Origin of the sequence: Euzebyella saccharophila, from assembly GCF_014855495.1 — a bacterium.
GTDB lineage: Bacteria > Bacteroidota > Bacteroidia > Flavobacteriales > Flavobacteriaceae > Euzebyella > Euzebyella saccharophila.
The window spans coordinates 322,337-339,781 of record NZ_JACYFJ010000003.1 but is presented as its reverse complement, the minus strand read 5'-3'; the positions used below and the strand labels follow the sequence as shown (position 1 = coordinate 339,781).

General features: G+C 39.6%; 21 protein-coding genes. 10 read left to right on the top strand and 11 right to left on the bottom strand.

Translation table 11 applies throughout. The features are described from left to right. Positions 1 to 4: 4 nt before the first annotated feature. Both IL355_RS12185 and IL355_RS12180 read right to left on the bottom strand, forming a co-directional pair. Entirely contained in the window at positions 5 to 871 is an 867-nt protein-coding gene (locus tag IL355_RS12185) for a hypothetical protein (protein ID WP_192462391.1), read from the bottom strand. A 35-nt stretch (positions 872 to 906) separates the two neighbouring features. Continuing rightward, positions 907 to 1,905: a stage II sporulation protein M gene (locus tag IL355_RS12180; protein WP_192462390.1), complete on the bottom strand. Its 999-nt coding sequence runs from the start codon at positions 1,903 to 1,905 to the stop codon at positions 907 to 909. Positions 1,906 to 1,939: 34 nt separating this feature from the next. Between IL355_RS12180 and IL355_RS12175 the strand changes: the two genes are divergently transcribed. Both IL355_RS12175 and IL355_RS12170 read left to right on the top strand, forming a co-directional pair. Further along, positions 1,940 to 2,656, top strand: coding sequence for an RDD family protein (locus tag IL355_RS12175; protein ID WP_192462389.1), 717 nt, complete (start codon positions 1,940 to 1,942; stop codon positions 2,654 to 2,656). Between the two features lie 93 nt (positions 2,657 to 2,749). Continuing rightward, positions 2,750 to 3,373 (top strand): trimeric intracellular cation channel family protein, encoded by a 624-nt coding sequence (locus IL355_RS12170; protein WP_192462388.1) that lies wholly within the window; start codon positions 2,750 to 2,752, stop codon positions 3,371 to 3,373. 9 nt (positions 3,374 to 3,382) lie between these two features. Here the strand turns inward: IL355_RS12170 and IL355_RS12165 are convergent, their stop codons facing one another. Further along, entirely contained in the window at positions 3,383 to 4,099 is a 717-nt protein-coding gene (locus IL355_RS12165) for a peptidylprolyl isomerase (RefSeq protein WP_192462387.1), read from the bottom strand. Here IL355_RS12165 and IL355_RS12160 point away from each other — a divergent pair. After that, positions 4,098 to 4,742: an NUDIX hydrolase gene (locus IL355_RS12160; protein WP_192462386.1), complete on the top strand. Its 645-nt coding sequence runs from the start codon at positions 4,098 to 4,100 to the stop codon at positions 4,740 to 4,742. The genes IL355_RS12165 and IL355_RS12160 overlap by 2 nt on opposite strands. A 26-nt stretch (positions 4,743 to 4,768) precedes the next feature. Then, entirely contained in the window at positions 4,769 to 5,584 is an 816-nt protein-coding gene (locus tag IL355_RS12155; RefSeq protein WP_192462385.1) for a lysophospholipid acyltransferase family protein, read from the top strand. Here IL355_RS12155 and IL355_RS12150 read toward each other — a convergent pair. Next, positions 5,581 to 6,219: a hypothetical protein gene (locus IL355_RS12150; protein WP_192462384.1), complete on the bottom strand. Its 639-nt coding sequence runs from the start codon at positions 6,217 to 6,219 to the stop codon at positions 5,581 to 5,583. The two genes, IL355_RS12155 and IL355_RS12150, sit on opposite strands and share 4 nt — an antisense overlap. A gap of 10 nt (positions 6,220 to 6,229) precedes the next feature. Beyond that, entirely contained in the window at positions 6,230 to 6,724 is a 495-nt protein-coding gene (locus IL355_RS12145; protein WP_187458885.1) for an RNA polymerase sigma factor, read from the bottom strand. Positions 6,725 to 6,907: 183 nt separating this feature from the next. Between IL355_RS12145 and IL355_RS12140 the strand changes: the two genes are divergently transcribed. Next, positions 6,908 to 8,200 carry an NAD(P)/FAD-dependent oxidoreductase gene (locus tag IL355_RS12140; protein ID WP_192462488.1) on the top strand — a complete coding sequence of 431 codons (1,293 nt, stop codon included), beginning with the start codon at positions 6,908 to 6,910 and terminating at the stop codon, positions 8,198 to 8,200. Between the two features lie 141 nt (positions 8,201 to 8,341). Next, positions 8,342 to 8,830: a hypothetical protein gene (locus IL355_RS12135; RefSeq protein ID WP_192462383.1), complete on the top strand. Its 489-nt coding sequence runs from the start codon at positions 8,342 to 8,344 to the stop codon at positions 8,828 to 8,830. On the opposite strand, the gene xerD is transcribed toward IL355_RS12135, so the two are convergent. Then, the gene (gene xerD, locus IL355_RS12130) at positions 8,827 to 9,723 is read right to left on the bottom strand and encodes a site-specific tyrosine recombinase XerD (RefSeq protein WP_192462382.1); all 897 of its coding nucleotides are present in this window, start codon (positions 9,721 to 9,723) and stop codon (positions 8,827 to 8,829) included. The two genes, IL355_RS12135 and xerD, sit on opposite strands and share 4 nt — an antisense overlap. A 130-nt stretch (positions 9,724 to 9,853) precedes the next feature. Between xerD and IL355_RS12125 the strand changes: the two genes are divergently transcribed. The 3 genes from IL355_RS12125 (at position 9,854) to IL355_RS12115 (ending at position 11,586) form a co-directional block, all read left to right on the top strand. Further along, a complete protein-coding gene (locus tag IL355_RS12125) occupies positions 9,854 to 10,441 on the top strand; it encodes a porin family protein (protein ID WP_192462381.1) in 588 nt (195 codons plus the stop codon). Positions 10,442 to 10,514: 73 nt separating this feature from the next. Further along, the gene (aroQ, locus tag IL355_RS12120) at positions 10,515 to 10,934 is read left to right on the top strand and encodes a type II 3-dehydroquinate dehydratase (RefSeq protein ID WP_192462380.1); all 420 of its coding nucleotides are present in this window, start codon (positions 10,515 to 10,517) and stop codon (positions 10,932 to 10,934) included. Positions 10,935 to 11,067: 133 nt separating this feature from the next. Further along, on the top strand, positions 11,068 to 11,586 hold the full coding sequence (locus IL355_RS12115; protein WP_225621221.1) for an outer membrane beta-barrel protein: 519 nt from the start codon (positions 11,068 to 11,070) through the stop codon (positions 11,584 to 11,586). A gap of 3 nt (positions 11,587 to 11,589) precedes the next feature. Here the strand turns inward: IL355_RS12115 and IL355_RS12110 are convergent, their stop codons facing one another. The 5 genes from IL355_RS12110 to IL355_RS12090 all read right to left on the bottom strand — a co-directional run bounded on the left by IL355_RS12110 (position 11,590) and on the right by IL355_RS12090 (position 15,250). Continuing rightward, entirely contained in the window at positions 11,590 to 11,874 is a 285-nt protein-coding gene (locus IL355_RS12110; RefSeq protein WP_192462379.1) for a DUF3817 domain-containing protein, read from the bottom strand. 51 nt (positions 11,875 to 11,925) lie between these two features. Next, positions 11,926 to 13,317, bottom strand: coding sequence for a dihydrolipoyl dehydrogenase (lpdA, locus tag IL355_RS12105; protein ID WP_192462378.1), 1,392 nt, complete (start codon positions 13,315 to 13,317; stop codon positions 11,926 to 11,928). A 195-nt stretch (positions 13,318 to 13,512) separates the two neighbouring features. Next, positions 13,513 to 14,040, bottom strand: a complete 528-nt coding sequence (locus IL355_RS12100) for a DUF1572 family protein (RefSeq protein WP_192462377.1) — start codon at positions 14,038 to 14,040, stop codon at positions 13,513 to 13,515. A 9-nt stretch (positions 14,041 to 14,049) separates the two neighbouring features. Beyond that, on the bottom strand, positions 14,050 to 14,547 hold the full coding sequence (msrB, locus tag IL355_RS12095) for a peptide-methionine (R)-S-oxide reductase MsrB (RefSeq protein ID WP_192462486.1): 498 nt from the start codon (positions 14,545 to 14,547) through the stop codon (positions 14,050 to 14,052). Positions 14,548 to 14,704: 157 nt separating this feature from the next. Next, positions 14,705 to 15,250 (bottom strand): collagen-like protein, encoded by a 546-nt coding sequence (locus tag IL355_RS12090; protein ID WP_192462376.1) that lies wholly within the window; start codon positions 15,248 to 15,250, stop codon positions 14,705 to 14,707. Positions 15,251 to 15,512: 262 nt separating this feature from the next. On the opposite strand from IL355_RS12090, the gene glgB reads away from it, so the two are divergent. Continuing rightward, on the top strand, positions 15,513 to 17,411 hold the full coding sequence (glgB, locus tag IL355_RS12085) for a 1,4-alpha-glucan branching protein GlgB (protein WP_192462375.1): 1,899 nt from the start codon (positions 15,513 to 15,515) through the stop codon (positions 17,409 to 17,411). Positions 17,412 to 17,445: the final 34 nt, after the last annotated feature.

Here is a 17,445-nt window from a genome sequence, read left to right as displayed (position 1 = left end):
ACAGTTATTCTGTTTCTCCCAAACTTTGGATACGTTCGTAGGTTCCGGTAAAGTTTTTCTTTTCGTTGAGGTCAAAATAAATTAGTACTCCGGCCACTACCGAAATGATGTTCAAAAGAAACTGGGCCAGGGTGCTTATGCTTCCAAGAAGTATGGAAATAGGGTCTGCCACCGTAAAGTTTTCAGCATCTATTTCACCTGAAAGAATTCCCAATTTGGCATAATTATAAATGGTAGATGGGATGGCAAAGGCATAACTGGCAACCGTAACAATAATGCCAACTACAAAAAGTGCGGCAAAAGTCATCCACCAATGATCTTTTACTAAGGTAAAACTATAGCTAAATGCATCCGATACACTTTTTTGATTAAAAACCATAATGCTAAAGGAAAGCACTAAGGGAACGTAGAGGTATACACCGGGGATAATACAGAACATAAATCCGACACCAACGCAGAGCGCTACCAAAATACCCAAACCTATAAACTGCCAAAATGAGGCATACACGTCTTTTTTCACTTCCTCAAAAACTACAGTTCCCTTATTATTGGCATAGGATTTAATGTAGAATAAGGTAGTGGCTTGGGACAAGACATATGTGGCAACCATGGAAAGGACAAAGGCGCCGCCCACTACCAAAAGTAGGAGTACGCTACTTATAGAATCTGCGCTTTCCATACCAAAAGTGAAAAAATCTCCAAATTGGTACATATAAAAGCAATAACAAATGATCATGACCAGTAAATAAGGGCCTATAATCCTAAAAAAGGTATTAAAAAAGGGCTTAAACTCCGTTCTGAGGAAGGCGAAAGTATCCGAAAGAATTTCACCCAATTCACGTTGCTTTTTAAATTCAATGTATGGTTTCATAGATTTAAGATGGTATTGATCCAGGCATTATAATTTTACGAAAGGGAATGCCTTAGGTCTTTTAATTGTTGGTGGTTTTTCTGTTCTTTTTTGTGCAATTGAATTGGATATATAACGTAGTAAAACAGAATTAGTGCCAAGGATGCCAAAATTATAAGGACGGCCATGGCATCTGGCATTTCCGTGTGCCGGGTAACAAAACCTTCCAAGAATCCGGCAATTATAAAGAAAGGTACGGTACTCAGCATAATTTTCAGTCCGTTTTTCACCCCTCGTTTAAAGGATTCCAATCGGGTGTAGGTGCCGGGAAAAAGCATCCCGTTTGCCAAAACCAGTCCTGCGCAGCCGGCAATGATGATGACCGAAATTTCTATGGTACCATGTATCCATATCGTTCGTGCAGACTCCCAGAGCAGACCTTTTTCATAAAAAAAGTACTGAAAGCTTCCCAACATAATACCATTGCGTAACATGATGTACAAGGTGCCCACGCCCAATAAAATTCCAAAGGAGAAAGCCATAAGAGCCACACGAATATTGTTGATGGTAATTCCTAAAAACATATTAAACTCGCCCATTTGTTTATAGACCGCCATGGGGTCGCCTTTTTCAATGTTTTCCAACGTCATGTTTACATAACCATCTCCTAGAATAGAACGGACGAACTCCCCTTCATTAGCAGAAGAAAAAGCTCCCACAAGGGCAAAAAAAACAAACACCAAAAAGGCAATGAGCAATTCTCTTTGGTAGAAATAGAAAAGCAGTGGAAATTCCGTTTTCCAAAACTCAAATACTCTGTTTTTAGGCTCTTTTTTTGTTTTGTAAATCTTTTGATGGGCCTGTGAGGCAAGGGAGTTTAGATATAGTTCCGTATTGCTGCCCGTATAAAAGGTTTTGGCATAACTAAGATGGTCCGTAATTTCAATATACAGATCGGACAATTTATCCGGTGGAAGCTTCGTTTTCTTAGCCAGGGCATTTTCAAAAGTTGCCCATTTGTCTTTATTTTGTTTTACGAAGGCGGCCTCTCGCATGCATAACGGGGTTATTACCCAAAGAAACGAAACTATGGAGCAATTTCAAATAGAAACCGCCCAAAATATAACCATTAGCCAGAATGCTGCCCACCTAGGGGATAGAATGGTGGCCTTTTTAATAGATACGTTTATCGTTATCTGCTATATCATACTATCCATAGTTCTTTTGCTCTCCCTAGACATTGAAATGAACGATGCTTGGGCCATTTATATGATTCTTAACCTGCCCGCATTTCTTTATTATTTACTTTTTGAGACGCTTATGAACGGGCAATCCATTGGTAAAAAAATAATGCAGATCAGGGTAGTGAAATTGGATGGTTCCAAACCCACTTTTTCCAGTTACATGATCAGATGGGTGCTCAGAATTCTTGATGTTACGCTCTCCAGCGGGGGAGTGGCCGTATTAACCATCTTAATAAGAGGCAACGGTCAGCGAGTGGGTGATATTGCGGCGGGCACTACGGTGATTAGCGAAAAGCAAAAGGTTTTTTTGCGCGATACGCTTCTTAGGGAATTACCCGAAGATTATAAACCATCCTTTCCTCAAGTTACCGTTTTTAAGGACCGTGAAATGCAGACTATTAAAGAATTGTTTGATGTCTCTAAAAGAAAAGGAGATCACAACGTAATACTTTCCCTGAGCAATCAGATTAAAAAGGTGACCCACATTTCTACCGATTTAAAACCATTAGATTTTGTGGATTTGGTCATAAAGGATTACAATTACTACACGCAAAGTATGTAGTTATACCTCCTTTATTTTCTTAAAAAAGGGCCAATCTTCTGGTGCTTTTAATCGTAAAGGATACTTTTGCCAATCCATTTTAAAAGTGAGGGGATGCTATATTTCATCATAGACATTTTAGGGATTATTGCTTTTGCTATATCAGGTGTTTTAGTGGCGATGGACAAGCGCTTGGACCTGTTCGGGATTTTTATCATCGCCTTTGTTACCTCGGTAGGAGGCGGTACCCTTAGGGATATTCTTATTGGCAATACGCCGGTTACTTGGATGCAAGAAGAAATCTACATGATCGTGATTGCGGTTACCGTTCTGTTCGCGATTTTATTCGCTAAACACCTGCATCACTTGCGTAAAACCCTATTGTTGTTCGATTCCATTGGAATAGGATTGTTTACCTTATTGGGGATTGAAAAAGGACTTACAGCTGAACTTTCCCCTATAATGTGTATTGCCTTGGGAACTATAACGGCATGTTTTGGGGGAGTTATCAGGGATATTTTGTGCAATGAAATTCCCGTGATTTTTAGACGAAAGGAAATTTATGCTACCGCCTGTATCTTGGGAGGAAGCAGTTATTTTTTACTTATTTTATTGCCTTTTGATGGGGCTTATGCCTATATAGCCTCAATTTTGATCGTAATTGTGGCTAGGCTTCTGGCGGTTCGTTTTCATCTAACCTTGCCCAATATTTACGGTACTAGGGAAAATGAGGCTTGAAACCATGGTTTAGTTGACAATTTCCGCTTTTTCTATGTAAACATTTTGATGCGGCCAATCTCCATCTCCTACTTCTACGTGGTTAATTTCATCAACTACGTCCATCCCTGAAATAACGCGCCCAAAGGGAGTAAAATCCCCATCTAAATGATAGGAGCCAGGGTCTGTTACTACGATAAAGAACTCATATGGACTTGCCAACATATGCGGATTGTCTATTTCACTGCTGGGCATACTTATGGTTCCACGGTGGTGTCTATAGCCCTTTCGGGTATCCGGTGGAAGTAGATACCTACCAATTTCCCTTCGTTTTCTGGCGGTTTCCTTGTCGTCTGAGCTTCCGCCCTGAATGATGAAATTTTTCACGACCCGGTGAAACTGGGTTCCGTTAAAATAGCCCTTCTTCGTAAGGTAGATGAAATTGGCCTTGTGGTACGGAACATTATCATAAAGCTCTACCGTAAAACTGCCATAGCTAGTGGTAATTTTTACTTTATTTTCGGTAAGTCCTTTTTGGTAATCAAAGAAGAAATCAATGGCATTCTCTTCGGTAAGAACGAATTTTTCCTTTTCTTTTTTCTTTTTTTCTGCGCTATCCTGCTGAACGGAGTCTTTTTGGGCCGTGGTTTCTTCAGCCGTATTTTGCTTTTTCTTAGGAGTCTCGCCGCAGGACACCATTAAAAATAGTAGTAATATTGTAAAGGAATAGAATCTTTGTATCTGCATGAATTTTTCTGAGTTTTCCGTAAGGATTCCAAAAATAAAAAATCTAGATTTACCAGGGGAAGCGTCCCATTTAAAAATGGCGCCCGAGTTTAGGGTAGAAGAGCTCCGAAAGGCACGTTTAAAGAGTAAAAATCCTAAGAAGGCGGGAGTAATGGCTTTATTCTATCCAGATACCGGAGGGCAGACCCGTTTTCTACTTATTTTGCGAAAAAGCCACCCTAAAGACGTGCATAGCAATCAGGTGGGTTTCCCCGGTGGGAAACTGGAAAAATGGGACCGCGACTTACAAGAAACAGCCCTAAGGGAAACCCATGAAGAAGTAGGGGTACACCCGTCTCAAATTGAAATAATTAGACCCCTGAGTGAGCTCTATATACCACCGAGCAATTTTGAGGTTTTTCCGTTTTTAGGGCTCTATCATAATAAGAAGCCTTTTGTGCCCCAAACTACGGAAGTGGCAGCTTTGGTGGAGGTAGAATTGGCCCAATTCATGAAGGATGAGGTTCTTTTTACGCAAAATCTATCTACTTCCTATGCAGCAAATGTAGATGTACCTGCCTTTAAATTAAATGGTTACACCGTTTGGGGAGCCACCAGTATGATGCTCAGTGAGATAAGGATGCTGCTTCGCGAGGTTTTATAGGGCCTTATTTTGTAAATTTGGCCTCTATGGGCGTATTCAAAAAAAATCCATTTGGCCATATTTTATACCTTAAAAAGTGGTTGATTCGCATTTTAGGGTTGATGACCCACAATAGGTACAAGCAATTTAATAAGCTGGAGGTAGATGGTTCTGAGATCATTCGTCAGCTTCCGGACAGGAATGTACTTTTTGTGAGTAACCACCAGACCTATTTTGCAGATGTGGTGGCCATGTTCCATGTATTCAATGCCAGTTTAAGCGGAAGGGTAGATAACATCAAAAATATTGGTTACATCTGGAATCCTAAATTGAACATGTATTACGTGGCGGCAGCGGAAACCATGAAAAAAAGCTTGCTAACCAAAATTTTCGCCTACGCCGGCTCCATCAGTGTTGAGCGTACGTGGCGCTCAGAAGGAAAGGATGTAAAAAGACAAGTAAAGATGAGCGATATTTCCAATATTGGAAAAGCCTTGGATGATGGTTGGGTCATTACGTTTCCCCAAGGAACGACTACTCCATGGAAACCGCTTAGAAAAGGAACGGCACACATTATAAAAAAGTACAAGCCTATTGTAGTGCCTGTGGTAATTGATGGTTTTAGACGGTCTTTTGATAAAAAGGGGCTAAGGGTCAAGAAGAAAGGAATTCTTCAGTCCATGGTCATTAAAGAACCTTTGGATATTGATTACGAGAATGAATCCTTTGATTCCATCATTGAAAAACTGGAATATGCCATTGAGCAACATCCTTCTTTCCTCAAGGTAATTCCTAAGGAAGAGTTATTGGCCTACGAGGAGGAAAATGAATTGAGAAGGTATCGCAACAGGACTAAATTCTAAACTTCCAATTGTTTTAACTCCTTATAGTTTTTGGTAAGTTTCCTCAGGAGAAATCCATACAATAAAAAGTAAATACCTCCCATTATAGCAATAAATACGATGCTAAAAATGCCCATGGCCCAAAGCATGACGCTTTTAAACTTTTCTTCGGAAATACTGGAATCATCCGTGGGAAACACCTCCAAAATGTGGTCGTTTAGATAAATGGCAACAATGAACATGAGGCAGGTAAGGAACAAAAAGCTAAGCCCAAAGATAATATAGTACTTTACCGTTTTACGGGTACGTATGATTTTCTCCATGAGGTTCTTGGCATTGTCCAAGGTTGAAATTTCCCTGTACCTTTTATAGAAAAGAAAAATAAAATAAAAGGTAATTCCATAGCCCACTACCCAAAGGCAGGTAGAAAGGTTTTTGATTCCCAATTTTTCATAGACATCCATATTGTCTTGCATGCCCGGCAAGAAATATAGCAGGTGTGGAACGGAAAATTCCAGAATACTAATAATCAGTATCCATTTTACTATAGAAGATGATTTTTTCCAGATCATCTTTTCAATGTCTTGGTAAGACAGTTTTGGAAGATCACTTCCTTTTTTCTGCCAGTCTTTTTTGAGTAGCTCCAGTTCGTCCATTATATACCCATCAAGGATTCAATATCGTCCTTAGTTTTTTCTTAATTCGGTTCATTTTTACACGTGCGTTCACTTCTGTGATACCAAGGGTTTCACTTATCTCGCTATAATTTTTGTCCTCTAAATAGAGAAAGACCAAGGCCTTCTCAATATCCCCCAATTGTTTTACCGCTTGGTACATCAATTTTAATTGTTCCTCTTCCGTGGCATCGTATTCGTCGGCCTTAATCTTAAAAATTACAGAATCGTAATCCTGGGTTCTAATGCTTCTTTTGGATTTTCTATACAATGTAATGGCCGTGTTCAAGGCAACTCTATACATCCATGTGCTGAATTTGGACTCGCCCCTAAATTTTGGATAGGCTTTCCATAACTGAATGGTAATCTCTTGAAACAGGTCATTATGGGCATCACGGTTATTTGTATAAAGTGTACAAACCTTGTGAACAATGTTTTGGTTGTTCTCAAGTTCTGTCACAAATTGATGTTCCAGCTCTTTTGTCACGTGTTGTTGGTAGTTGTTATCTTATTAGTATGACAATACTGCCCAATGTTACAAACGAACATAAGAAATTTATCGTTGTACAAATTATCGAATGTTCATTTATGTTTTATCAAATGTATGTTCTTAGGTTGTAATGTTTAATTTTGAAGCAATAGACAGAAATTTATGAGCGATACCGATGCTTTGAACATCCCCAAAAGTAGTTTTCCAAGAGTAGTTATTGTAGGTGGTGGTTTTGCGGGCGTGGCTTTGGCAAAAAAGCTGAGCGGCAAAGAGGTACAAGTGGTACTTCTGGATAAAAACAACTACCATACTTTTCAACCTTTGTTATATCAGGTATCTACCGGAGGGCTGGAACCGGACAGTATTGCCTACCCCATAAGAAAAATTCTGCAGGACTATCCCAATTTTTTCTTTCGGATGGCCGAAATACAGCAGGTTCAAACAAGCGATCAAAAAATTATTACCAATATTGGAAGTCTTTCTTATGACCATTTGGTTATTGCAGCAGGCTCTGAGACCAATTTTTTTGGGAATACCGAAATTGAAAAAAACGGTATGGCCATGAAATCCATTCCTCAATCATTGAATTTGAGGAGTATGATTTTGGAGAATTTTGAGCAAGCACTGCTTACGGATAACCTTCACGAACGTGATGCCCTTATGAATTTTGTGATAGTGGGTGGAGGACCTACGGGCGTTGAATTGGCTGGGGCTTTGGCCGAAATAAAAAAAGGAATCTTGCCCAAGGATTATCCGGATTTGGATACCCGTAGGGCGCAAATAAACCTTATTCAGTCCGGGGATAGGATACTAAAGGAAATGAGTGAGAACGCTTCTAAAAAGGCCGAGGATTTTTTAGAAAGCCTGGGCGTACAAATATGGAAGAACACTCGGGTTACTAGTTATGATGGCAAAAAGGTAACCACAAAAACAGATTTGGAGTTTGAGGCCGCCACCTTGGTTTGGGCCGCAGGGGTAAAAGCCGTTTCCATAAAAGGACTGGATGCCCAGGAAATTCTTAAGCCAGGCAATCGTTTGCAGGTAAATGAGTACAACCAAGTACAAGGTTATGAAAATATATATGCCATTGGTGATATTGCCTGTATGGCGAAAGAGGATACGCCCAGAGGACATCCTATGATGGCGCAACCAGCCATTCAACAAGGAAGGCATCTTGGAGATAACTTAGTCCGACTTTTAGAGGGGAAGAAAATGGAGCCTTTTATTTATAAGGATAAGGGAAGTATGGCAACCGTAGGTAGAAATAAAGCCGTAGTGGACCTTAAGAATTATAAGTTCCAGGGTGTTTTTGCCTGGTTTGTTTGGATGTTTGTACACTTGTTCTTTCTCATCGGTTTTAGAAATAGAATGATTGTCTTCGTGAACTGGGTGTATAATTATGTTCGTTTTGATCGCGAGGCCAGATTGATTATAAGGCCATATCAACGCGATTATTCCCGTTTTAAAGAGTAATACATAGGATGCTTTTTATCGTTAAATAAAAGCAAAAGCCATTTTTTTGCCGCGATTCCTACTTACCTTTAAAGTGGTAAGGAATTTCCATTTATGAAAGTAGGTAGCTTGGTTTTGATCTTGATTTTGTTTGCGATGCCTATGAAGAAGTTATTTGGGCAAAACGAGGACACTCTCTTAACAGATCGTTTGTATTTAGATGGTCACGCTTATCCTGATTTTTTATTCAATGAAAGGCATGCATGGTTTCGGGTGGGCTATCTGATTTCCAACTCTACCGCTTTTGAGGTACAAGGCCACCATGATAGGTATGTGCATCAGGAGCGATTTAGATTGCCCATAATGGTTAAGCAATATTTTAATACGAATTTTTATCTTTTTTCCGGTGTAGAATATGATTTTAAAATGGGCAATACCCGAAACCCTCAAGATCAAGATTTTCTTTTGGATAAGGCATATAAACCCCGGTTGGACTATATTGGAGGAATGGGATATGAGGCCAAGGAAGGTTTTATGATCGAAGTGAAGACCAACCAACAATTGAACAACTCCAAACTTCCTTATTTTGGACAAAGAACCAATAATGGCAAAAACAGTGTACTTTCCCTGGGTGGCCGTTTAAGCTTTTAACTTCGGGGATGAAATTTATGGAGTACCTCGGTAAGATGGGTGCGGTCTACATGTACATAAACTTCCGTGGTTGTGATGCTTTCGTGCCCCAGCATTTGTTGTATGGCCCTAAGGTCGGCCCCATTTTCCAATAAATGGGTCGCAAAGGAATGTCTAAACGTATGCGGACTTATCTTCTTTTTTAATCCTATTTTAATGGAAAGGTCTTTAATGATAGTAAAAATCATTGCCCGGGTCAATTGTTTGCCTCTGCGGTTAAGAAAAAGTATGTCCTCAAACCCTTTTTGCACTTTCTGGTGTACCCGCACTTCATTTAGGTAAATGGTAATATATTTTTGGTTGTATTCGCTAATAGGCACAAAACGTTCTTTATCTCCCTTTCCGGTTACTTTAATGAAACCCTCATCAAAGAAAAGGTCGGAAATCCTTAGGTTCACTAGTTCGGTAACCCTTAGGCCACAGCCATAAAGAGTTTCTAACATGGCTCTATTTCGTTCGCCTTCGGCTTTGGACAAATCTATCTCGCCAATAATGTCGTTAATTTCTTCCTCCGAAAGGGTGTCTGGAAGTTTTCTCCCTATTTTGGGAGACTCTATAAGGTCTAGTGGATTGTCTTCCCTATAATCCTCAAACACCAGGTAATTAAAAAAACTTTTTAATCCAGAAATAATCCGTGCCTGGGACCTAGGGTTCATGGTTTTGGCTATTTCATAAACAAATTGTTGAATAACCTCTTTTTTTATACCAACCGGGGTATCCGTTATTTCATTTTTATCTAAAAACCCAACCAGCTTTTCCATATCCCATAGGTAATTTTTTATGGAATTATTGGATAAGCCCCGCTCTATCTTCAAATAGTGCTTAAAGTCCAAAAGCGCTTGTTGCCATTTCATTAAGTAAAGGTAAAAAACAGGATTTTAATTTGAGGAGTGCTTACAGCTCCCTTTTCATGAAGCTTATTTTATGGGTGCAACATTCCAAAGTTTTCTATATTTGAGATAGATAACCATTAACACATTTCTTATGAGAGTTAATTGCTCCCCCTTTATTTTAGTTTTTCTGTTTTTTTCAATCGCTATCAACGCGCAAACCGTTTTTCAGGGAACGGGACCTTCTGGAGGTGGGTTTGGTGATGTGAAAATTGGAGGAAAGGCAGGATTACATGTGGCTACATGGATGGGTGAGGATGTAAGCGGTGTTTCTCAAAGGCTCGGGTTTTATGCGGGCGGGATTGCAGAGATTCCTATGTTTATGGATGATCTGTATTTACAGCCAGAGCTTTTGATTTCCTTGGTTGGAGCGGATATTGGCCCTTCTAACGTCAACCTCACGTACCTAACCCTGCCTTTGATGGGTAAGTTTCATATAATTGAGGAGGTAGCCGTTGAATTTGGCCCTCAGATAGGCTTTTTACTTACGGATAACTGGGAAGAGGATTTACAAGGCCAGGACACCAAAAAAATGGATGTAGGTCTTAATTTTGGAGGTGGATACCGCATGAACGACAACATTTATTTCCAAATGCGTTTTGGATTTGGATTGGGCAAGGTGCTAGATATTACCAAGGTAAGAAACGGGGTGTTTTCTCTTGGTGGCAGTTACTTTTTTTAAACCCTGCAAGTCCATTTCACTTTATTAAGTTACTTTTGAAGAAGTCCTTACTAGTAGGGTAAAATCCGCATACATGAAATTGATTATTATAAATGGTCCCAATCTAAATCTGCTTGGTAAAAGGGAGCCGGAAGTTTACGGTAATAAAACCTTTGAAGACTTCTTTGCAGATCTTCAGTTTAAATTTAAGGCGGTTCAACTAGAATATTTCCAGTCCAATATTGAAGGGGAGCTTATTGGAAAAATTCAGGAAACCGGTTTTTCCTATGATGGTATTATTTTAAATGCGGCGGCTTATACGCACACTTCCGTAGGTTTGGGCGATGCCGTAAAGGCCGTATCCACGCCCGTGGTAGAAGTACATATCAGTAATACGCATAAACGAGAAGAATACAGGCACGTATCCTATATATCTCCCGGAGCAAAAGGTGTTATTTTGGGCTTTGGACTTCAAAGCTATGAACTGGCCATTAAGAGTTTTCTAGCGGATTAATAATCTTCTTTTTTACCCTTATTGGATGGTAAAAGCCATTGAAAAAATCGGTTTTCCATCGAATTTTGGCCATTTTACATACTTCATTTAAAATTTATCCGTTTTTCATTTCCTACTTTAAAAGAAATGTTAAATGTTTAAGCGATTTTTATTTATGCTGATGGGCGTAATTGCCATTCATTCAGCTTCGGCACAAGAAGGATTTAAATTAGGATTACAGGCGGGCCTCCCAACCGGCGATTTCAATGAGCGAATTGGAGTGGTAGTTGGTGGTGATTTAGGCTATATGTGGGCTCCTAACAAAACCTTCGATCTTGGAATTAAAGCAGGAATTATCCATGGTTTTGCCGAAGAATATAGGGAAGGGACCATATTGGAAGATCTACCCAGTTATCAATTTGCACCATTGGCTGCTTCCTTTAGAATATGGCCGGGCAAAAAATTCTCTTTTGGAGGTGATGTGGGGCAAGCCTTTGGACTTAATGAAGGAAATGATGGCGGACTTTACATAAGACCTCAATTAGGATTTCAGGTAGGTCCCCAGTCCGAAGTTAATTTTTCCTATACTTCCATTGATGTAAATGAAGAAAAGTGGTCTACCATTACATTGGCCTATGTTTATACCTTCCTATCTGCAAGACATTTTAGGTAAACCTTAGGCTTCGACAGTTTTTAAATACCGACTATCCACGTAAAATGTGGCGAAAGGTAGGAGAGAGGCTACCAAAAGTATGATGCCTTTTTTAATACTCCATTTTTTTTCGAACCAGAAAATGATGGCCAGAATTATATAGGCAATGAACAAAACACCGTGGGCATAGCCAACGTACTTGTTGGGCATAGGCAAATCTGCCATATATTTTAAGGGCATGGTTACCGCAAAAAGGGCCAGATAGGATATGCCTTCCAATATGGCCGTAAGCCTAAACAATTTGAACATAAGAAAAAAATGTAAGCCCCGAGCAGGGAAAACTTGCTCGGGGCATATGTTTTATAAGTGAATTACTTCGTCATAAGCGGCAGCTACGGCCTCCATAACGGCTTCACTCATGGTAGGGTGCGGGTGTACCGCCTTTAAGATTTCATGACCGGTGGTTTCCAATTTTCTCGCTACCACGGCTTCAGCAATCATATCTGTAACTCCGTTACCGATCATATGACAGCCTAACCATTCGCCATATTTCGCATCAAAAATAACTTTTACGAAACCATCTGAGTTTCCAGAGGCCTTTGCTTTACCACTGGCAGAGAATGGAAATTTACCTACTTTAATATCCAGGCCTTTTTCCTTGGCCTGTTTTTCAGTTAGGCCAACAGAGGCAACCTCTGGCATACAATAGGTACAGCCGGGAATATTTCCGTAATCCAACGGCTCCACATGCATACCCGCTAATTTTTCCACACAAAGAATACCTTCTGCGGACGCAACGTGCGCCAAGGCTTGGCCAGGAGTTACATCGCCAATGGCATAATAACCCGGTATATTGGTCTGGTAGTAATCATTGACTAAAATTTTATCACGGTCAGTAGAAATACCTACATCTTCCAAACCTATATTTTCAATATTGGATTTAATACCAACGGCAGAAAGAACAATATCCGCTTCCAATACCTCTTCTCCCTTAGCGGTTTTAACAGTAGCCTTTACCCCATCTCCGGAGGTGTCAACAGAAGTAACTTCTGCAGAAGTTTTTATTTTAACCCCCGCTTTCTTAAAGCTACGCTCCAATTGCTTGGAAACCTCCTCGTCCTCTACAGGAACTATATTGGGCAAGTACTCCACTACGGTAACCTCAGTACCCATACTGTTGTAGAAATAGGCAAATTCAATACCAATGGCTCCACTACCCACTACAATCATACTTTTAGGTTGTTCTTTAAGGCTCATGGCCTCACGGTAACCTATTATTTTCTTCCCATCTTGAGGAAGACTGGGAAGCTCGCGGCTTCTTGCCCCGGTAGCAATGATAATATGCTCTGCGCTATATTCGGTTTCTTTACCGGATTCGTCCTTAACCGAAACTTTTTTCTTTGGTTTAAGGGTTCCGTAACCGTTGATCACTTCAATCTTGTTTTTCTTCATCAAGAATTGAACACCTTTGCTCATGCCATCAGCAACGCCTCGGCTTCTTTTTATAACGGAATCAAAATCTTTATCAACACCTTCCGCTTTCAGTCCGTAATCCTCGGCATGTTGTAAATATTGAAAAACCTGAGCAGATTTTAATAAGGCTTTAGTTGGTATACAACCCCAATTAAGGCAAACACCCCCTAAATTTTCTTTCTCGATTATGGCTGTTTTAAAACCTAATTGGGAAGCTCTAATGGCGGTTACATATCCTCCGGGTCCACTGCCCAAAACAATTACATCGAAATTGCTCATATTTTTTTCGTTTTTGCTTTTCTAAAATTTGAAGTTCCTCCTTGTAGTAAGGAGGTGCAAAAGTAAGTAATTCTCAACAATTAAATCGAGGAGATGGGCCTAGTCCGTTGAGATATAACAGAATATTTAAACTGCTGTTGATGCAGCCTATAAATTTCGTAAAAAATGCTGAGTAATAACCTTGTTTGGACGGGTTTAGGAACCAAATTTCTTTTTGTTGAATTCTATGGATCCTCCCTTCGGAATAGAAGGGGAAATCCAATCCTCCCCTTTTATCATTTTACTCAAATAAACAATCTGACCCACATGATTTGCATAATGGGCCAATTGTCTATTGATAGCTTCGGTAATTGTGTGATGTTCTGAGCGTATAAAAACGGGAGCATCAAAATTCTCAGTGTTTACGGAATCCAGAGCATTAAACAAACAGCTCCAACCTTCCTCCCAAGCTGCTAGAAATTCCCTTCTGTTCTCATAAGGGGCTTGAAATTCATTTTCCCTATGTCGCCAGCTTTTTTCTCCATCTTCTTTTAAAAAGTTGGTCCACCTACTTAGCATATTCCCCACCATATGTTTTACAATGAGGGCTATACTATTATCATGAACACTTGGCTGCCAGCGAATTTGCTCAAAGGTCAATTGCTCAAAACTCCTGTCGCCCAGTATTTTGTAACGTTGAAATTCAAATTTGGAACTCTTTAAATAATTGGTTGTGAAATCCACCAGTGTTTCTTATTTGCTCTCAGGGACAAAATCTAAAGCAATACCGTTTATACAATGTCTTAAACCGGTTGGCTTGGGTCCGTCTTCAAAAACATGACCTAAATGGCCACCGCAGGTGGCACAATGTTCTTCGGTTCTTTTGTAGCCAATTTTATAATCTACGTCATAGGCCACATTCCCTTCAATTTCTTGATAAAAACTTGGCCAGCCCGTGCCTGATTTAAACTTTGTTTCACTTTTGAACAAAGGGGTGCCACAGCCCGCACATACATAAGTACCTTTTTCCTTGTTTTCCAATAACTCACTTGTGAACGGATTTTCTGTGGCAGCTTTGCGCAACACATAAAATTCTTCCTCGGTAAGTTCCTTACGCCATTCTTCTTCTGTTTTAGTAACGGCAAATTCCTTTTTTTGGTCATTGGCTTTCTGTGCCATTTCCTTCTTTTGAGAAACACCGTTACAGCTAATAAACGCAAGGGCCACTACAAATAGCAAATTTTTGTACATCATATATTTCTTTTTCAATTTTCTTTTTAGGAATTAGACGAAAACTAACATCTATCCTTTCAAAAAAATCATTTCCTTAATTTACGGAATTCTTTGAAAAAGGTTCAAAAAAATAACCCTGCCAATAGCAGGGTGATAGTAATTGAATATTGATATCTTAATGGACTTTCTTAATATCCGCTTCTTGAATCCCTAGAGAGCTCATTACAGAATTAATATTGTTTTGGTCCATATCCATCGCGGTTCCTAAATCGGAAGGAATAATAACAATCCTAAAAATTTGATTATCCGTTAAATCAGTAGGAACGGCCGCTAAATCAAATTCCGGCTCTAGCAGAACGGTGTAATCACCTTGGGTAAAATCAAAATTGTAGTAAAGAAGACCCTCATCTGCAAAGAAAGGTTGCGGTAATTGCCTCCACACATCGGCACCGTCAATAATTTCCTCCAATCGGTACATGAGTATAACGTCATCCGGTAAAAGCGTTATATCCGAAGGGTATTGGCTAAAATATTCATATCTGTTGGCATCCAAGTTGGTGGCCAGGTCAACTTCAATTTCAAAAGCAGCAGCCTCAAATTGGGCACCATCCAACCCATCGAGTCCATTTAGACCGTCTCTACCTGGAGGTCCTGCCGGCCCTTCACATGCTACTATAACTAATGCCAAAAAAGCACCTATGATAAAGTTGAATTTTTTCATTGTATTGGATTTTTATGTTTAATATTCTCCCCAATTCAAAAAGTGTTCCAAATAGGTTGAATACTAAGGAATAATTAATTTTTCTTGCGAATTTGCTTAATTGTAGCTCAATAAGACGTGTAATGTTAAAAATATCTACTTAATTACTATCTTATGAAAAATCTTAATTGACAATTAGCTAAATGGAATTGAAAATTTAGCTCATTTGTTTTTAATAAAGTTATGTAGATTTACCCTAAACATTAAATAATACCGGAACACTATGCCGCATGTAACCGTTTTTAGTCTTTTTTCAGATTTTGATATTGATTTGTTCAAATCTGGAAAGCATTACCGTCTTTATGAAAAATTGGGATCGCACCCAATGGAATTAAATGGAGTTAAAGGAACCTATTTTGCCGTGTGGGCCCCTTCTGCTAGATCCGTGTCCGTAATTGGTAATTTTAACGGTTGGGATGATAACCAACATTTGTTGAATGTAAGGTGGGATTCCAGCGGTATTTGGGAAGGTTTTGTACCTGAAGTAGGTGTAGGCGAAATTTATAAATATAAAATATACAGTAATAACCACGGAGCTGTTACCGAAAAGGCAGATCCTTTTTCAAGATATAGTGAGCAGCCTCCAAAAACGGCCTCTGTTATTTGGAAAAAAGAGTATAACTGGGGCGATAAGGACTGGATGGATAACAGAAAATCCAAAAATTCCTTGGATACCCCTTATTCAGTATATGAAGTACATCTAGGCTCCTGGAAAAAAAACGATAAGGGAGAATTTCTTACCTATGAGGAACTTTCAAAAGATTTGGTTAGCTATGTAAAGGAAATGGGCTTTACCCATGTAGAATTTATGCCCATAATGGAATATCCGTACGATCCTTCATGGGGGTATCAGTTAACAGGTTATTTTGCTCCCACCTCCCGTTTTGGTGATCCTGAAGGATTTAAGCTCTTGGTAGACAAATTTCATCAAGCAGGTATTGGCGTTATTTTGGACTGGGTACCATCACATTTTCCCGAAGATGCGCATGGTCTGGGCTTTTTTGATGGATCCCATTTGTATGAACACCCAGATAGGAGAAGGGGCTACCACCCAGATTGGAAAAGTTTAATTTTTAATTACGGAAGAAACGAAGTTCGCGCTTTCTTGATCAGTAATGCCCTATTCTGGTTAGATCAATACCATGCAGACGGTCTGCGGGTAGATGCTGTTGCAAGCATGCTCTATTTGGATTATTCCAGGGAAGAGGGAGAGTGGGAACCCAATATGTACGGTAACAATGAAAATTTGGAGGCGCTTTCCTTTATTCGGGAATTTAATGAAACGGTATATGGGAATTATCCGGATGTACAGACCATTGCAGAGGAATCAACCGCCTTTTCCGGGGTTTCCAAGCCTGTAATGTATGGCGGACTTGGTTTTGGAATGAAGTGGATGATGGGTTGGATGCATGATACTTTGGAGTATTTTAAAAAGGAACCCGTTTACAGAAAGCACCATCAAAACGATCTTACTTTTAGTATGACCTATGCTTTTACCGAGAATTTTATGTTGCCTTTTTCACATGATGAAGTGGTGTACGGTAAAAATTCCTTGGTATATAGAATGCCCGGTGATGAATGGCAGCGTTTTGCCAACCTTAGGCTAATGTTTGGCTATATGTTCACGCACCCGGGTACCAACCTTATTTTTATGGGAGGTGAATTTGGCCAGACCAATGAATGGAACTTTCAAACAAGTTTGGAATGGCACCTTACGCAGTATGAAGTGCATTCCGGAATTCAAGAGTTAATCAAGAAATTAAATACAATTTATAAGAAGGAGCCGGCACTGTTTGAAAAACAGTTTAGCCCCGATGGTTTTCAATGGATCGATTACGGTGATCATGAAAATTCTGTCCTTACGTATATCCGCAGAGGCCATGATACCAAGGATGATATATATATTGCCTGTAACTTTACGCCAGTACCCAGGGAGAACTATAGGGTTGGGGTAGTTAAAACTTCAGGGAAATTCAAAGAAATTTTAAATAGTGATGACAAAATATATGGTGGCTCTGGAATGCAAAGTAATATATCCACCATTAAGAAAAAACCTTGGCACGGTAGGGAGCAATCCATAGAAATGAATATTCCTCCCTTGAGTATTGTTGTTTTTAAATAAATAATATCGGCATACAACCTTTTTGTTGTTGGTC

What these genes read in the sequence shown, in the direction of transcription:
- IL355_RS12185 (WP_192462391.1), bottom strand. Translation starts at nt 871, where the DNA reads ATGAAACCATACATTGAATTTAAAAAGCAACGTGAATTGGGTGAAATT.
- IL355_RS12135 (WP_192462383.1), top strand. Translation starts at nt 8,342, where the DNA reads ATGAAGAAGTTATTTGGGCAAAACGAGGACACTCTCTTAACAGATCGT.
- glgB (WP_192462375.1), top strand. Translation starts at nt 15,513, where the DNA reads ATGCCGCATGTAACCGTTTTTAGTCTTTTTTCAGATTTTGATATTGAT.
- IL355_RS12165 (WP_192462387.1), bottom strand. Translation starts at nt 4,099, where the DNA reads ATGCAGATACAAAGATTCTATTCCTTTACAATATTACTACTATTTTTA.
- xerD (WP_192462382.1), bottom strand. Translation starts at nt 9,723, where the DNA reads ATGAAATGGCAACAAGCGCTTTTGGACTTTAAGCACTATTTGAAGATA.
- IL355_RS12125 (WP_192462381.1), top strand. Translation starts at nt 9,854, where the DNA reads ATGAGAGTTAATTGCTCCCCCTTTATTTTAGTTTTTCTGTTTTTTTCA.
- IL355_RS12180 (WP_192462390.1), bottom strand. Translation starts at nt 1,905, where the DNA reads ATGCGAGAGGCCGCCTTCGTAAAACAAAATAAAGACAAATGGGCAACT.
- lpdA (WP_192462378.1), bottom strand. Translation starts at nt 13,317, where the DNA reads ATGAGCAATTTCGATGTAATTGTTTTGGGCAGTGGACCCGGAGGATAT.
- IL355_RS12090 (WP_192462376.1), bottom strand. Translation starts at nt 15,250, where the DNA reads ATGAAAAAATTCAACTTTATCATAGGTGCTTTTTTGGCATTAGTTATA.
- IL355_RS12115 (WP_225621221.1), top strand. Translation starts at nt 11,068, where the DNA reads ATGTTTAAGCGATTTTTATTTATGCTGATGGGCGTAATTGCCATTCAT.
- IL355_RS12110 (WP_192462379.1), bottom strand. Translation starts at nt 11,874, where the DNA reads ATGTTCAAATTGTTTAGGCTTACGGCCATATTGGAAGGCATATCCTAT.
- IL355_RS12150 (WP_192462384.1), bottom strand. Translation starts at nt 6,219, where the DNA reads ATGGACGAACTGGAGCTACTCAAAAAAGACTGGCAGAAAAAAGGAAGT.
- IL355_RS12170 (WP_192462388.1), top strand. Translation starts at nt 2,750, where the DNA reads ATGCTATATTTCATCATAGACATTTTAGGGATTATTGCTTTTGCTATA.
- aroQ (WP_192462380.1), top strand. Translation starts at nt 10,515, where the DNA reads ATGAAATTGATTATTATAAATGGTCCCAATCTAAATCTGCTTGGTAAA.
- msrB (WP_192462486.1), bottom strand. Translation starts at nt 14,547, where the DNA reads ATGTACAAAAATTTGCTATTTGTAGTGGCCCTTGCGTTTATTAGCTGT.
- IL355_RS12155 (WP_192462385.1), top strand. Translation starts at nt 4,769, where the DNA reads ATGGGCGTATTCAAAAAAAATCCATTTGGCCATATTTTATACCTTAAA.
- IL355_RS12175 (WP_192462389.1), top strand. Translation starts at nt 1,940, where the DNA reads ATGGAGCAATTTCAAATAGAAACCGCCCAAAATATAACCATTAGCCAG.
- IL355_RS12160 (WP_192462386.1), top strand. Translation starts at nt 4,098, where the DNA reads ATGAATTTTTCTGAGTTTTCCGTAAGGATTCCAAAAATAAAAAATCTA.